Consider the following 15,049-nt stretch of genomic DNA (forward strand, 5'->3'; position numbering starts at 1 on the left):
CACCCTCAGCGGTTTTTTTCGCTTGTTGCCAAACGCAGCAGGGAAAAGCGAAGCGGGTGGCGAACATGGATCATGACGGATGTCAGCGCGAAAGGGGGAAACTCGTGAAAACGCAATTTATCGCTGGCCATGCGCGACTGCCGGCCGGAATGGCGGCCAAAAGCTTGTATGATACGCTGACGATTACGGCGGAAATTGATAAAAAGTATGGGGTGATCGTCGAAGCATCGTGCACGCTCGCCACCGAACACGGACGTGATTATATCGCGCGGATGCTGCGCGGCCATTCGCTTCGTGAGGGCATTGATGAGCTGTTGGCCGAGCTCGATGAGGGATATTTGGGCAAGGCGCATTCCGCTCTTTGCGCGGCGTTGAAAGACTTGTATAAACAATATTGCAAAATGGACGAGTAAAATCAGGAAGCGGCTGTTCCCCGTCCGCCGATGGAGAACAGCCGCGTTTTTGGGCGCGCGGGCACCGTCCGGTCAGCTCTCAGCGGGCTGCCATGCCGGCAACGTTTTGCGCAGCGGTTTGTCTTGGCGGTAGCCAAGCACGTATTCCGCCTGCATGATCGTATGGATTTCCCGCGTTCCTTCGTAAATGACCGGCGCTTTCGAGTTGCGCAAGTAGCGCTCGACCGGGTATTCGTTCGAATAGCCGTAGGCGCCGTGGATTTGCACGGCGTCATCGGCCGCTTGATTGGCATAGTCGCAGGCGACCCATTTGGCGAGCGAGGTTTCTCGCGTGCAACGCCGGCCTTCGTTTTTGAGAAAGCCGACTTTGTAAACGAGCAGGCGGCTGATTTGCAACCCGGCTTCCATGCGGGCGATCATTTGTTGAACGAGCTGATGGCGGCCGATTTCTTTGCCGAATGTTTTTCGCTCATGGCAGTATTTCACGCTCGCCTCAAGACATGCCATAATAAGGCCAACCGCGCCGGCGGCGACGGTGAAGCGGCCGTTGTCAAGCGCAGACATGGCGATTTTGAATCCTTCGCCTTCCTCGCCGAGCAAGTTTTCTTTCGGGACGCGGACGTTGTCAAAAAACAGTTCGCCCGTGTTGCCGGAACGGATGCCGAGCTTCCCTTTGATCGGCCGCGAGGAAAAGCCCGGCATCGTCCGCTCGACAATGAAGGCGGAAATGCCGCGATGTTTTTTAGTTTTGTCGGTGTAAGCAAACACGAGGAAATGATCTGCGATATCGGCGAGAGAAATCCACGTTTTTTGCCCGTTTAAAATGTAATCATCGCCGTCGCGAACGGCCGTCGTTTGGATGGAGGCGACGTCCGATCCGGCGTTCGGTTCGGTGAGTCCGAAGGCGCCAATTTTTTCCCCGCGCGCTTGCGGGACAAGATATTTTCGCTTTTGTTCTTCCGTGCCCCACTGCAGCAAAGTTAAGCTGTTCAGCCCCGTGTGGACGGAGACGGCGGTGCGGAAGGCGGTGTCGCCGCGTTCGAGTTCTTCGCAGACGATAGCGAGCGAGTTGTAATCCATGCCCATGCCGCCGTACTCTTCCGGAATGCAGACGCCCATTAAGTTCAGTTCGGCAAGCCGTTTGAAGATGGCGCGGTCAAATTCGCCGCGTTCATCCCATTCCTTAATATGCGGCATAATCTCGCGGTCGACGAATTTGCGCACCGTTTGCCGAAGCATGTCTTGTTCAGGTGTAAAATCAAAGTTCATCATCGATGGATCCCCTTTCTGTCCGATTGGTTTGAATTCGATCATCAGTTGCGGCGGTTGTTTCGCCTTCATATTCCGGCCGCTTTTCCCACGCCTTGGCGGCTTCGTCGTTATGCTCGCCGGGAAGGGGCGGAGGGAGCCGGTACGACACCGGCGTGTCAGAAAGTTTCAACGGGCTGGCGACCAGCTTCAAGGAACCGATGAGCGGGTGATGCATCGCCACCGTCATTTCCCGGGCGGCGGTTTGCGGATGGCTGAACAGTTCGTCAAGCGTCTGCACCGGCCCGCACGGAATGCCTTTTTCGGCGAGCAGCCGCTGCCATTCGGCTCGCGGTCGTTGCTTGATTTCGGAGTTCAGCCGCCGATTGAGCTCGTCGCGATGGGCGACGCGGCCGGCGTTCGTCTGAAAGCGCGGGTCGCTCCCGAGAGCGCGGTCGGACAAAAGCGAACAGAGCGCTTGAAATTGCCGATCGTTGCCGACGGCGATGACGATCGGCCCGTCGCTGGCCTCATAAGTAGAGTAAGGGGCGATGTTAGGATGTTCATTGCCAAGCGGCTTCGGAACCGCGCCGGACAATAAATAGTTGGCGGCAACGTTCACGAGCGCGCTGACCGCGCAGTCGAATAGCGCCAGATCAATTTTTTGTCCGCGTCCCGTTTTTTCTCTAGCGAACAGCGCTCCTTCGATCGCGATGGCGGCGTACAAGCCGGTGAACACGTCCGTGACGGCGACCCCGACTTTGAGCGGGCCGGTTTCCTCGGTGCCGTTAATGCTCATCCACCCGCTCATCGCTTGAATGATGTAGTCATAGCCGGCCAATGCGGCGAGCGGGCCGGTCTCGCCAAATCCAGTGATGGAACAATAAATGAGACGCGGGTTGAGGCGCGATAAGTCGTCATAGCCGAGCCCCCACCGTTCCATCGTTCCGGTTTTGAAATTGTGAATGAGAACATCGGCTCCCCCAGCGAGGCGGCGAATCGCTTCCCGGCCTTTTTCCGATTTTAAATCAACCGTCATGCTTCGCTTATTCCGGTTGATCGCCGTGTAGTAGGCGCTCATGCCGTTTTGAAACGGCGGTCCCCAAAACCGGGTGTCATCCGAGCCGCCTGGCGCTTCGACTTTGATGACATCGGCGCCTAAATCGCCTAGAATCATCGTCGCATACGGACCGGCCAAGACGCGTGACAAGTCGAGCACGCGCACGCCATCTAGCGCTCCTGGCATGGCATTTCCCTCCCTTCCGCGTTCATGGAAAAAGCCGGTTCCTATGCAGTCGTTTGGATAGGAACCGGCTGGAACGGACTGAGAAGACACCCCGGCATAGGGTGGCGTCAGGCCGCACAGTTCTTTGCGAATCGGTCTAGGAGGCTGGTGATTTAATCCTAGATCCCTATTTGCCATCTCATTTCTCAACTAGAAAAACCTTGTTGCATCGGTCCGGTTTTTCGAGCGTTCCCGATTGATGAGGGGAACTGGCGGTTTTTCACCGTCCTCCTAGGAGGCTGGTGAAAATCACCAGCTTCGTTCGACTTGTCGGAAATTACAAGGAATAAAATGATGGTGTTGCAAGGTTTTTCAATTTGATAAACAATGTTGGACAGCAGTATTTCCCCTTAAATCACCGTCCTCCTAGGTCAGAGAGCGATCGGTGCTGCCGATGGGGGCAGCCCGCGGCGAAAAACGGATCGTCTGCGCCGTCTGATCTGCACAGGCGGCTGTGCCGGCAGGAGACGGCTAGTTATTTTTATTATAAATTTTCGTTTGTCAATTGTAAATATTCAGATAGAAAAAGGACCGGGCGGCGTTTGCTCAAAGGTTAGGCGGGACCAAGGCGGTTTTTGCGTCTCCGTTACGGGTGTTGGTTCATGGCGGGACTCGCCCGCTACATGCCCTAGAAGGCTGGTGATTTCGTGCAAAATACTGCTGATTCCATCTGTTTCTCAATTAGAGAAACCTAGCAGAATGAGCTTTCTTTTCTGAATGAAAATGTCGCCGATTCGTGTGTAACAGCGGTTTTTCACCGCCCCTCTAGAAGAAGCGGGAAAGCGTTGTGATCGGAGACAGGAGGAAAGGGCGCAAGCGCCGTTTGGCTCTTTTCTTGAAAGGGAAAAAAATTTCTTCTATCCTAAAAGCGTAACCGTTTCGGTGAGACAAGCTGGGCGGTGTCGTCTTCCTTTTGAACGAACCGAGCGCCCGCGCTTTCCCGACCATCGGGCTTTCGAGGCGCTCAAGGGAAAAGAAGTGAAGCGTCTGGGACAATTGAAGGCAACCGCGAGAAAAACGCGAATATACTTGGTAAGGAAGGGGAATCGATGCTGCAAAGGAAGTGATGGGTCGATGTTTCATGTGTTAGTGACGACAGACGCCAATTACCTTCCACCGCTAAAGGTGTTGATGCATTCGTTGTTTTGCAACAATCAGCGCCCGTTTACGTTTTACTTGCTTTATTCACGCATTGCCGAACAAGACCTAGAAGCGCTCGGTGAATTCGTTCGCAGACAAGGGCATAAGCTTGTGCCGATCTATGTTGACCCGCAACTGTTTTGTGATGCGCCCGTGTTCCGCCACTACACGGTCGAGATGTACTACCGATTGGCAGCCCATTTATTTTTGCCTCCGCATGTTGAACGCGTCTTATACCTTGATCCGGATATTGTGGCGATCAATCCGATCGATGAGCTGTACGAGATGGACTTTGAAGGGAACTTATTCATTGCTGCTGAACACACCCATTCGACAAAAGTGGCGAATTTATTCAATAAGCTGCGGCTGAAAACGCCGAACGCCAAGGGGTATTTCAATACGGGCGTGATGATGATGAACGTGAAGTTGATGCGCACGCACGTTCATCTTGCCGACATTTATCAATTTATCCGCGATCACCGCTTTAAGCTCGTCCTGCCCGATCAGGATGTAGTGAACGGGCTGTATTGGGACAAAATTAAGCCGGTCGACGGCTATCGTTACAATTATGATGCGCGTTATTACGATTTTTTGCAGTTGTTGCCCAACCCGAAACACGATTTAGCTTGGATTGAGGAAAACACCGTTTTTATCCATTATTGCGGGAAAGAAAAACCGTGGAAAGACCATTATAAAGGGGAGCTCGGACGGTTTTACAAGCGGTACAGCCAAGTGCTGGAGCTCGAGGGCGAAGCGACAGTGTAAGGAATGGGGAGAAAAAGGTGTCCCGTTGCGGCGGGACACCTTCGTTGTTACCGTTTGCGCTCTTGGCGGCGGATGCCAGCGGCCGCCGCGCGCGCTTGCGCTTCGAGATCTTCATGGTCAGCAAACTCTTGCGAATAGTCCACGTCAATGCCGTCAGATTTCAGCTGTTTTGGCACTTGCGGCAAAGTCGCTTTGTTTTTGTCGCGCGTTCGTTGTCCGCGAGAACGGCCCATTCCCCATGCCCCCTTGCTGAAAGATGTGAATCGTACGATTCATCGATTAGGATGGCTTGAACGGGGCAAAGGTATAAATGGTAATCCTATCTAAGAGGCTGTTGATTTCATCGTGGATATGCTTTTACAACGTTAGTTCTCAATTAGAAAAACCTCGTTGTATCGGTCCTTTTTCCGCGCATTCTCCCATTGATGAAGGGGATCAGCCGTTTTTCACCAGCCTTCTCAGTGCGGGCTGAATCGTCAAAGCTAAGGACGGCTTTTTAGTGGCGAGCTTTTTTCGCTGTATAGCCGCCCGCTTGGTCCGCCAGTTTGAAATCGCGGGCATAGCTGACTTCTTGCGCGCTTGTTAGCGTATGTTTCGCTTTTTCGCGTTTTCGTTTTTCCGCCATCGCTTGTTCCCTCGCTTTTCATCGATCGTTTGTTGATTTTCATTTTGGACGAATTCTTCCGTTTTTATGCATAAAAAAAGAATGTCCGGACGGACATCCTTGTTTGACTGCTCCGATCGGCGCGCCTACGCTTCCTTTCGTTTCCCCTCTTCGGCGGCGAAGGAGGGATGGCGCATCGTATAGAGCGTGTAGTTGTCTTTCGTAATTTCATACAAATCGTACACGTCCGCGCCGATTTGTTCAAGCAGCGGCCGCCGCGTTTCGTTGGCGGGCGTGACGTACGGCAGTTTTTCAGCCGCTTTGATCGAACGGACGTTAGCTTTGCGGATGCGCAAAAACACCGTTTCCATCGACAGCTCATAAAACAGTTCATGGAAAAACGCTTCTTTCGCGCGGCGATTGTAGCCGAGCCCATGATACGGTTTGCCGAGCCACGTGCCTAAAAAGCCGGCGCCATTCTCGATGTCAAACAAACTGATCGTGCCGATCGGGTTGCCCCATTCGTCCAAAATCGTGCGCGAAATCAGTTCGCCGCGTTCTTCCGCCTCGATGAGCTGTTTGGTCATAAACAAAAACTCTTCGTACGAGCGAGCTTTCTGGCGCACGAAAGGGAAGACGTCCGGGTGCACCATCAGCTCGTACAGCGCATGGCAGTCTTGCAGCTCGCGTTTTTTCAACATGGCCAATCCCTCCTTCGAGACGAGGGCAGCCTCCCAGCAGGAACCCACCCTCGAAATTTTTTATCGAACGTTCATGAAAAAAATTTCGGGGTGGGAATCGAACCCACTAGAACCAGCGCGAGCGCTGGTGGCGCACCATTTGCCTTCCCTTTTTCTTGTCCGTATGCGGTTATGAACGGAAACTGCCTTCAAGTCCCTTTTATCATACACGATCTGTGTGAAAAAGAGAATGGCTTTTTTGTTAATTTTGTTTGGATATTTTTTGTCGGTCTTGTTGTAACAGCAAATCAGCGAGACAATCTTCCAACGTTGGAAACGAAAAGCGAAATCCAGCTTGCAGCAGTTTTTCCGGAATGACGCGTTGCCCTTCTGTCACGAGCATGCTCATTTCGCCAAGGAGAAGGCGGAGCGCTGCCTCGGGGACCGGAAGCCAATGCGGGCGGCGCAGCAAACGGGAGACGGTGCGCCCAAACTCATTCATCGAGACCGGATGGGGCGCCGTGAAGTTGATCGGGCCGGATAGCGTTTCGTGTTTGATGAGATAAGAAACGGCGCGGACGACGTCGTCAAGGTGAATCCATGACAGCCATTGCCGGCCGCTGCCGATCGGGCCGCCGACGAACAGCCGATACGGTTTGACCATCATCGGCAAGGCGCCGCCATGTCGGGCCAGCACGACGCCCAAACGGGCATAGACCGTGCGGATGCCGAGCTGTTCGATCGGACGGGCCGCTGCCTCCCACGCTTGAACCGTTTTGGCGAGAAAATCTTGTCCATACTCGTTCGTTTGTTCCGTAAATGTTGCGGTGTCCGATGTCCCGTAAATGCCGATGGCGCTCGCGTTGATGAACACGTTCGGATGGCGGGGGAGGGAAGCGATATATCGGGCCATCGCGTCGGTTGCCTGCAAGCGGCTGGCGACAATCCGCTCTTTTTGTTTGGCGGTCCAACGTTTCCGGTTGAGCGGTTCACCGGCTAAATTGACGGCCACATCGATCGTGTCCGGCCTTTTGTCATCGTCCAAGGAAAGATAATGAAGGCGGCCTTCCGAAGGACGGGGGGAGCGGGTAAAAATATAAACGTCATGCCCTTGTGCGGAAAAATGGCGGGCAAGCGCCCGGCCGATCAGTCCGGTTCCGCCGTTGATGGCGATGCGCATAGCGGTCTCTCCTTTCGCCAAACGATTTCTTTATTTACTATGTTCGTGCTGTGCGCGCCAATTCCTTTTTGTGATACGATAAAACGAGAGGAGAGATGGACAGGATGGGGACGATTATTGAAATCGCGCCCACGAAGGGAAACGGGGAACGGTTTTGGCTTGTCATTGACCGTGCCGAAGAGCCGCCGCTCAAGCTGACGGTCGATCAAGATGTGTTGCTCCAATTCCGGCTGAAAAAAGGGATGGCGGTCGATGAGGCGCTTTTGCGTGAGATCATCGCTGCCGATGGCGTAAAAAAGGCGTATCAGCAAGCGTTGTACTTTTTGGCGCGCCGGATGCGCTCCGAGCAGGAAATCATTCGCCATTTGCGCAAAAAGGGCGTTGCCGATGCGGTGGCGGAGCAGGTGCTCAAAAAGCTTCGCGCCGAGCGGTATGTGGATGACGAGGCGTTTGCGCGGGCTTATGTATGCACGCAGAAAAAGGCGGCGAAAGGGCCGCTGCTCATTCGCGCCGAATTGGAGCGGCTTGGTGTACCGACTAGTTTGATCGAGCAAAGTTTGGCCGAGTATTCGTGGGAGGAACAACTGCATGGCGCCCGCGCTCTTTTCGAAAAGGCCAAACGACAGCGCCGGGCTGAATCGGCCCGCGCGTTTTCCGAGCGGATTCGACAGCAGCTTGGGCGCAAAGGATTTCCTCATGAAGTGATTGCGGCAGTGCTGGAGGAAGGGAGTGGGCAAACGGACGAGCAGGAGTGGGAGGCGCTTGTCGTTCAAGCAGAAAAAGCGCACCGCCGCTATGCGCAGCACCCGCGCCCGCTGTACGAGCAAAAAATGCGCCAAGCCCTGTATCGCAAAGGGTTTTCCCTCCCTCTCATCGACGAATGGCTGCGATCTCGCGATGGCTGACGTTAGTCACCGCCGGCGATCGATCGAACGTCCGGGGCGCCGGGGCGTAGCCATCGCGTCGCGAAGCCGTCCGGGTTCATCCGACCGACCATCAAGGTGGGTGAAAAAACGCCGTTTGCCTTGATCGATGATGGAACGCGTGAACATCGAGGCTGATGCAGCAAGTTTTTTGGCTCTTCACCAAAAGTTGTACTTGATTTTTTCGTCACGTACCTTACTTATGCAACCAAGAAAGAATCGGAAACGAATCATGTTTTGCATACACTTGTTAAGAGAAGTGAACCGTCTGTCAAGTACATGTTGTGGTGAGGAGCCAGTTTTTTCTCCTTGAGAGCCGATGCCGAGAAGCGGTTGCGCAAGCCAATCACCAGCCTTCACCGGCAACGCGATTTCGCAGGCTGCAAGGGCAAAAAGAAAGGGGGAACTTCCGAATGATAAACGAAGGAGCCAAGCGGTACAGCGAAATGACGAAAGAAGAATTGCAACAAGAAATCGCCGTGCTGGCCGAAAAGGCGCGCAAGGCGGAGCAAATGGGCATGGTGAACGAATATGCCGTCTATGAGCGGAAAATCGCCATGGCAAGAGCGTATATGCTCAATCCGGCTGATTTTCGCCCGGGCGAGATTTACGAAATCGAAGGGGCGCCCGGCGAGTATTTCAAAGTGCGTTATTTAAAAGGGGTGTTTGCTTGGGGATGGCGATTGAAAGGAACCGGTGAAGAGGAGGCGCTCCCGATTTCGCTTTTGCGCCGACCGGTGAGAGAGGAGAACTAGGAAAAAGGGGCGTCCGCATGAAACGGAACCGCCCCTTTTGGCTAGGACTGCTTGCGCGTCTGCCGCTCCAAAATGATGAGGTCGAGCGTTTGTTGCGTTTCCCCGTTGACTTGCGAGTGGGCATGTTTCGGATTGGCCCACGGCTGTTGGAACGGATTGGAGTAAAGGTGATCGTAAAACGGTTTGTGCCGATGGCGACCCATGGCTGTTCACCTCGCTGCCGGAATGTGCCGGGGAGGGCGGTGGGCCGCACCGTGCCCCGGTGTGGCTGTTAGAAAAAGTCGCTTCGCTCTCCCGAGGCGCGCATCCGTTCCTGCGGGTGGGTGTTGGTTGTGCCGTCAGCCCGCTTCGATGCATATTCGGCTTTGGCGCGCGGCTCGCCTTCGAGCTTGTTGTTGTTTTGGTTTGGGAAATGGCGCTCTTTATTCCGCACGGCACATTCCCTCCTTTATGGCGTGCCCGTGTTGGGTGGCCAACACGGTATTTTTAGTATGGGAGGCTGTGCGGCGCTTATGTGTGAAAATGACTGGACGGCCACCCATCAGTTGTTAGGGGAATACGATCATTTGTTCTAATGGCGATCCGGCGACCGTCCGAACGGCCTCCATCAGTTGTTGGGGGCCAACTCCAGTTTTTTGCGCCGCCACGTTGGCACGGTAATGATGTCAGTGGCACCATTCACCGCGGCGCGGACGAGTTCTTTGACCTTCGCCTGTTGGCGGAAGCGGAACCCGTAGTAGATGACCATGAGTCCGTAAACGGCGAGGAAGGTGTAGCCGGGATGGGCGCCGAGAAACAGGCTGCCGATGCCGGCGAAATCGTTTCATGCGTTTGGTTTGGCTGCCGAGGAGCGCTTTGGCCAACGAAAAAGGCCGATGCCCGAACGGGAGATCTGCCGTTTCGGGCCGGCCTTTTTTGCCGCGCTTGATGGAATGGACGTTACTCCTTGCTTCCAAGCTGTTGGCCGATGGCTTTCAGCGCGGACAGGCCAAACCGGATTGCCCGGTTCGTGTCTGGATCGTTGAGCGCTCGCAACAAGTCAAGCAGTCCGATTTTTTTCGTCTCCGCCTCTGTCTGTTCGTACGCGTCCATCACGCCAGCGGCAAGCTGTCCGAGCAGTTTGGCTGTCTTTTCCGGGTCGAGAGAAGCGGCCAAACCAGCGATGGAGAACAGATGGTTGATCATCGTTGTCACCGGTTTTTGATTGAGCTGGCCAACGACGATTTTGGCTACGTCTTCCCGCGCTTTCAATAAGGCGTTGGCCGCTTCGAGCAAGCCGCTTTCGTGAAGCTGCTCGATCAACGTCAAGAGCTCGCGGACCGCCTCTTCGCTGTCGCCGACCGCCGCTTTCAGTTTGGCCAAAGCTTCGGCCCGTTTTTCTTCCTCGGTCAGTTGACGCTTCTGAATGGTGGTAATCGGTTTAGCCACCGATTTTCACCCCCTTGGTTTCCTCGGTGAGCGGCACGTAATCGCGGCGCCGCCATTTCCGTTCAACTTCCACCCCGTTTTGCGGATGACGCTGTTTAAAGCGCGGGTTTGTGCGCGGCAGCGGCGTCCTGCCGGATCGTTCGATCACTTCCATGCGCACGCGCGCTTGTTTGTAGGCCGGCGTGTTCGTGCGATGGTCGGTCTGCGGACCGGTCAACATATTAATGGCGCTTTCATTGGCGGTGGAGTGCATCGGCAAGAACAGCTCATTGCCTCTGACCCGATCAGTGACAAGCACGCGCACGTTGACGCGGCCGTACGGCGAGATGAGCCGGACGAGCGCCCCGTCCTCAATGCCGCGCTCGTTGGCGAGTTCCGGCGACACTTCGACGAACACTTCCGGGAATTTGTGCTCGATGCCTTTGGATTTATACGTTAAATTCCCTTCATGGAAGTGTTCCAGCAGCCGGCCGTTGTTGACGAGCAAATCGTATTCTTCCGGGTATTGCACCGGTTCGACCCAATCAGCCAGCGCAAAGCGGGCTTTGCCGTCCGGGAAGTTGAACCGCTCTTTGTACAAAAGCGGGGTATCCGCGCCGTCATAGCTGCCCCAACATAAGCTGTTCCAGCCCTCGAGCCGGTCGTAATGCGCCTGCGAATAGAGCGGGGCGAGGCTGGCGATTTCGTCCATGATTTCTTTCGGACCAGCGTAATTCCAGTCGGCGCCAAGTCGTTTGGCAATTTCTTGAATGATCCACCAGTCTGGCTTGGAGTCGCCAAGCGGCTCGAGCGCTTGGTAAAACCGTTGGATGCGGCGCTCGGTGTTTGTGAATGTTCCTTCTTTTTCCAAACTTGGCGCAGCCGGCAAGATGACATCGGCAAATTGCGCCGTTTTGGACAAGAAAATGTCTTGAACGACGACAAAGTCGAGCTTCGCCAACGTCTCTTGCACGTGGTTGGCGTTGCAGTCAACAAGCGCCATATCTTCGCCGACGATATACATCGCTTTCAGCTCGCCGCGCTCGGCCGCTTCAAGCATTTGGATGTTGTCAAGCCCCGGTTTCGTATCGATGCGGACGCCGTACGCTTTTTCAAACTTCGCCCGCGCCTCATCATCAGTGACATGTTGGTAGCCAGGCAGCCAGGCAGGAAGCGAGCCCATGTCGCAGGCGCCTTGGACGTTGTTATGGCCGCGCAATGGGAACGCGCCTGCCCCCGGACGGCCGTAGTTGCCGGTTGTAAGCAGCAAGTTGGAAATCGCTGCCGATGTGTCGCTGCCGCCCGTGTTTTGCGTCACGCCCATGCCCCAAAGGACGCACGTGCCGTCCGCTTCGTGAATCATTTCAGCGATGCGGATGAGATCGGCTTTGGCGACGCCGGTGACTTGTTCGGCATAGTCAAGCGTATAGTTTTCAAGCAGTTGCCTAAATTCATCAAAGAAATGGACGCGTTCGCGAATGAACGCTTCATCGTGCCAGCCTTGGTCGATGATGTATTTCGTTACCGCCATCAGCCACACTTGGTCGGTGCCTTGTTTCGGACGGATGAACAAATCGGCCCGCTCGGCCATTTCATTGCGGCGCAAGTCAGCGACGATCAGTTTTTGGCCGAACAGCTTATGCGCCCGTTTGACGCGGGTCGCAATTACCGGATGCCCCTCGGCAGGGTTGGCGCCGATGATGATGACCAAGCCGGCGGAAGCGATGTCATGAATCGTGCCGGAGTCGCCGCCCATGCCGACTGTGCGGAACAAGCCATCCGTCGCCGGCGATTGGCAATAGCGCGAACAGTTGTCAACGTTGTTCGTTTCAAACACTTGCCGCGCCAACTTTTGCATTAAATAGTTTTCCTCGTTGGAAATTTTCGATGAGGAAATGAAGCCAATGGCATTGCCGCCGTATTGTTGTTTAATGGCGCCAAGCTTTTCTGCGACCAAGTCGAGCGCTTCATCCCATGTCGACTCGACGAACACGTCGCCTTTACGGATGAGCGGCTTCGTCAGGCGCTCTTCGCTGTTGACAAAATCCCAGCCGAATTTTCCTTTGACGCATGTGGAAATCGCGTTGACCGGCGCTTCGGAAACCGGCTGGATTTTTAAAATCTTGCGCCCTTTCGTCCACACTTCAAACGAACAGCCGACGCCGCAGAACGTGCAAACCGTTTTCGTCTTTTTGATCCGCTGTTCGCGCATCGCCGCCTCAATTTCAGAAATGGCGAAAATGCTCGTATAGTTTGGCTCGACTTCTTTGACAAAATCGATCATTGGGTTGAGGACGTCTTTGTCCAAGCCGGTGAGAAAGCCCGCTTCGCCAAGCATCGATTTTTCCATTAAGGCGTTGCACGGGCAGACGGTGACGCAATGCCCGCAGCTGACGCATGACGATTCGTTGATCGGCACGCCGCCATCCCAAACGACGCGCGGCCGTTCCGCTTCCCAGTCAATTGAGAGCGTTTCGTTTACTTGCAAGTTTTGGCAAGCCTCCACACACTGCCCGCAGGCGATGCATTGGTTCGGGTCGTAGCGGTAGAACGGATGCGACATGTCCACCTCGGATGGGTCGACTTTCGGCCGGTACGGATACGTTTGATGTTCGATTTGCATCATTTCCGCTGTGTTGTGCAGCTTGCAGTTGCCGTTGTTGTTGTCGCACACCGTACAGTAGAGGAGATGGTTCTCCAACAGGCGGTCCATCGCTTCTTTTTGCGCGGCCTTTGCCCGCGGCGAGCCGAGTTCGACGACCATGCCGTCCGCAACCGGCGTCGAACAGGCGCGAAGAAGCGTGCCGTTGATCTCGGCAATGCATGTGTCGCACGTTTGAATGGCGCCAAGCTCCGGCGTGTAACAAACTTGCGGATGCCCAATGCCGTGTTCATTGGCGACGTCCAAAACGGTCATCCCTTGTTTGGCGCGATACGTGCGCCCGTTGATGGTCAATGTCACCATGGATGGTTCCATTCTCGCTCCCCCTTTTTCAAAAATAAAACTCCACCAACGATGCGTGCTTCATCGTGGTGGAGTAGTTCTTTAGCATGGCGATACTAAACAACCAATCCATCGTTTTGGCGACTTCGTAGAAAAATCACAAGGTCATGACCTTGCCTTATGATTTTTCCACTATGTATACATTTGCTATAGTTTATTATAGTACGGCAAAACGAAGAACACAACGGATGGGCCGGAACTTTTTCTGGCGGCTTTCGGAAAGGGGGAAGAAAAATGTCCAAAAAAGAAGCCGCTTTCAACGACATTGTGCGCAAAGTGCGCAAACAGCTGTTTGGCAAAGGGCCGGAACGGATTAAAACGTATTTTGTCGACAACTTGGCGATTACGATTTTGCACGGAAATTTAACGCCGACGGAAAAATTTATCGCCCGCACCCCGGAAGGCCGGGAGATGGTGCACGCGGCGAGAACGAAAATGATTCAAGACGTGTACGCTCAGCATGTGCCGGACGGCATGGAAGAGCTCGTCGGTTCGAAGCTGCTTTATTTGTTCAGCGACATTAAAGTGGAAGAAGATATGGCCGTGTCCGTGTTCGTGTTTGAAAAACCGATTGAATTGTGACAAATTTGTGAACAAAACGGTTGTCTTTCCCCGCTGTTCATGGTATGCTTATGAGTGTAAACAAGGTAAAACCAAAAGAAGCTTGGCCGGCTAGCCGCGGCTGTTCGGTTGGTTGGCAAGTTTCGAAACGGATGTGCGTTGGTTTCGCTGCAGAAGCGCTGGGCGCAAACTACCGCCGCTTTTCGCTGACAGAGGCAAACAGTGCCTTTGTCCGGAAGGCGGCGGTTTTATTTTGGTGGAAAGGGGGGATGGCAAGGGTGAGCGGATTTGCGGCGAAGCGGCGGCCGATTGTGAAATACCGGAACGGCCGCTTGGTTGAGGAAGAGGACGAGATCGCGCTCGAGTTTCCGTTGACCATAATGGTCAACGGCGAGGAGTTTGCGACGATCGTTTGCACGCCCGCGCATCTCGATGAACTGGTGAGTGGATTTTTAGCCGCGGAAGGAGTCATTCGGACGTATAGCGACATCAAAGCGATGACGATCGATGGCAAGCGGGGGTTTGCGTACGTCGAGCTCGCCGCAGGGGGACTGCCGGCCAAACAGTTTTATGCGAAGCGGTTCATCGGCTCGTGCTGCGGAAAAAGCCGCCAGTTTTATTTTTACAACGATATGAAAACGGCGAAAACGATTGTCGGCGGCATTACCGTGAAAGCGGATGACTGCATTCGCCTCATGGAAGCGCTGCACGATCAGTCGACGGACTTTGCGGCGACCGGGGGGCTGCACAATGCCGCGCTCGCTACACCGAATGGGATGGTCGTCGTCCGTTCCGACATCGGGCGTCATAATGCGCTTGATAAGTTGTACGGCTATTGCCTGCGCCATCAAGTGGCGATGAAAGACAAGCTGATTGTATTCAGCGGCCGCGTCTCGTCGGAAGTGCTTTTAAAAGCGGCGAAAATGGGCGTGAGCGTCTTGCTCTCGAAGTCGGCGCCGACGACGCTCGCTTTGGATCTCGCCGACGAGCTCGGCATCACCGTGGTCGGCTTTTTGCGCGGACAAGCGTTTAACGTGTATACGCATGAGAATCGGATTATCAGTGGATGAAAGGGGAAAAGAGG

Annotated in this window: 17 protein-coding genes; 6 read left to right on the forward strand and 11 right to left on the reverse strand. The window is 54.5% G+C overall.

Annotation, left to right across the window (positions count from 1 at the left end; genetic code table 11):
- Nucleotides 1-104 precede the first annotated feature (104 nt).
- Nucleotides 105-413 (forward strand): DUF3870 domain-containing protein, encoded by a 309-nt coding sequence (locus tag GC56T2_RS02440; protein WP_033020043.1) that lies wholly within the window; start codon nucleotides 105-107, stop codon nucleotides 411-413.
- 72 nt (nucleotides 414-485) lie between these two features.
- Here the strand turns inward: GC56T2_RS02440 and GC56T2_RS02445 are convergent, their stop codons facing one another.
- On the reverse strand, nucleotides 486-1,685 hold the full coding sequence (locus GC56T2_RS02445; RefSeq protein WP_144972807.1) for an acyl-CoA dehydrogenase family protein: 1,200 nt from the start codon (nucleotides 1,683-1,685) through the stop codon (nucleotides 486-488).
- Nucleotides 1,672-2,907 (reverse strand): CaiB/BaiF CoA transferase family protein, encoded by a 1,236-nt coding sequence (locus GC56T2_RS02450; protein WP_144972809.1) that lies wholly within the window; start codon nucleotides 2,905-2,907, stop codon nucleotides 1,672-1,674. Before GC56T2_RS02450 ends, GC56T2_RS02445 begins: the two co-directional genes overlap by 14 nt.
- Nucleotides 2,908-4,020: 1,113 nt before the next feature.
- On the opposite strand from GC56T2_RS02450, the gene GC56T2_RS02455 reads away from it, so the two are divergent.
- Nucleotides 4,021-4,851, forward strand: coding sequence for a glycosyltransferase family 8 protein (locus tag GC56T2_RS02455; RefSeq protein WP_144972811.1), 831 nt, complete (start codon nucleotides 4,021-4,023; stop codon nucleotides 4,849-4,851).
- A 47-nt stretch (nucleotides 4,852-4,898) separates the two neighbouring features.
- Here the strand turns inward: GC56T2_RS02455 and GC56T2_RS02460 are convergent, their stop codons facing one another.
- From GC56T2_RS02460 to GC56T2_RS02475, 4 genes are all read right to left on the reverse strand, one after another.
- On the reverse strand, nucleotides 4,899-5,084 hold the full coding sequence (locus tag GC56T2_RS02460; protein ID WP_033018872.1) for a YfhD family protein: 186 nt from the start codon (nucleotides 5,082-5,084) through the stop codon (nucleotides 4,899-4,901).
- Nucleotides 5,085-5,347: 263 nt separating this feature from the next.
- On the reverse strand, nucleotides 5,348-5,476 hold the full coding sequence (locus tag GC56T2_RS02465; RefSeq protein ID WP_081897257.1) for a YfhE family protein: 129 nt from the start codon (nucleotides 5,474-5,476) through the stop codon (nucleotides 5,348-5,350).
- A gap of 125 nt (nucleotides 5,477-5,601) precedes the next feature.
- Entirely contained in the window at nucleotides 5,602-6,156 is a 555-nt protein-coding gene (locus GC56T2_RS02470; RefSeq protein WP_144972813.1) for a GNAT family N-acetyltransferase, read from the reverse strand.
- Nucleotides 6,157-6,397: 241 nt separating this feature from the next.
- Complete coding sequence (locus GC56T2_RS02475; protein ID WP_144972815.1) at nucleotides 6,398-7,315, reverse strand: TIGR01777 family oxidoreductase; 918 nt, start codon at nucleotides 7,313-7,315, stop codon at nucleotides 6,398-6,400.
- A gap of 104 nt (nucleotides 7,316-7,419) precedes the next feature.
- On the opposite strand from GC56T2_RS02475, the gene recX reads away from it, so the two are divergent.
- On the forward strand, nucleotides 7,420-8,220 hold the full coding sequence (gene recX, locus GC56T2_RS02480; RefSeq protein ID WP_144972817.1) for a recombination regulator RecX: 801 nt from the start codon (nucleotides 7,420-7,422) through the stop codon (nucleotides 8,218-8,220).
- A 431-nt stretch (nucleotides 8,221-8,651) separates the two neighbouring features.
- On the forward strand, nucleotides 8,652-8,993 hold the full coding sequence (locus tag GC56T2_RS02485; RefSeq protein WP_144972819.1) for a YfhH family protein: 342 nt from the start codon (nucleotides 8,652-8,654) through the stop codon (nucleotides 8,991-8,993).
- Between the two features lie 41 nt (nucleotides 8,994-9,034).
- Here the strand turns inward: GC56T2_RS02485 and GC56T2_RS02490 are convergent, their stop codons facing one another.
- From GC56T2_RS02490 to fdhF, 5 genes are all read right to left on the reverse strand, one after another.
- Nucleotides 9,035-9,196, reverse strand: coding sequence for a YpzG family protein (locus GC56T2_RS02490; protein ID WP_081897256.1), 162 nt, complete (start codon nucleotides 9,194-9,196; stop codon nucleotides 9,035-9,037).
- Between the two features lie 68 nt (nucleotides 9,197-9,264).
- Nucleotides 9,265-9,426, reverse strand: coding sequence for a small, acid-soluble spore protein K (locus GC56T2_RS02495; RefSeq protein WP_033018877.1), 162 nt, complete (start codon nucleotides 9,424-9,426; stop codon nucleotides 9,265-9,267).
- 174 nt (nucleotides 9,427-9,600) lie between these two features.
- Nucleotides 9,601-9,741, reverse strand: coding sequence for a hypothetical protein (locus GC56T2_RS17705; protein ID WP_172706239.1), 141 nt, complete (start codon nucleotides 9,739-9,741; stop codon nucleotides 9,601-9,603).
- A 191-nt stretch (nucleotides 9,742-9,932) separates the two neighbouring features.
- Nucleotides 9,933-10,421, reverse strand: a complete 489-nt coding sequence (locus GC56T2_RS02500; protein WP_144972821.1) for a helical membrane plugin domain-containing protein — start codon at nucleotides 10,419-10,421, stop codon at nucleotides 9,933-9,935.
- Nucleotides 10,414-13,377: a formate dehydrogenase subunit alpha gene (gene fdhF / locus GC56T2_RS02505; RefSeq protein ID WP_144972823.1), complete on the reverse strand. Its 2,964-nt coding sequence runs from the start codon at nucleotides 13,375-13,377 to the stop codon at nucleotides 10,414-10,416. Before fdhF ends, GC56T2_RS02500 begins: the two co-directional genes overlap by 8 nt.
- 261 nt (nucleotides 13,378-13,638) lie before the next feature.
- Here fdhF and GC56T2_RS02510 point away from each other — a divergent pair, with 261 nt between their 5' ends.
- Entirely contained in the window at nucleotides 13,639-13,986 is a 348-nt protein-coding gene (locus GC56T2_RS02510; RefSeq protein WP_025949114.1) for a Na-translocating system protein MpsC family protein, read from the forward strand.
- 257 nt (nucleotides 13,987-14,243) lie between these two features.
- Nucleotides 14,244-15,035 carry a formate dehydrogenase accessory sulfurtransferase FdhD gene (fdhD, locus tag GC56T2_RS02515; protein WP_144972825.1) on the forward strand — a complete coding sequence of 264 codons (792 nt, stop codon included), beginning with the start codon at nucleotides 14,244-14,246 and terminating at the stop codon, nucleotides 15,033-15,035.
- Nucleotides 15,036-15,049 lie beyond the last annotated feature (14 nt).

Origin of the sequence: Geobacillus sp. C56-T2 (assembly GCF_007829715.1) — a bacterium.
Classification (GTDB): Bacteria; Bacillota; Bacilli; order Bacillales; family Anoxybacillaceae; genus Geobacillus; species Geobacillus icigianus.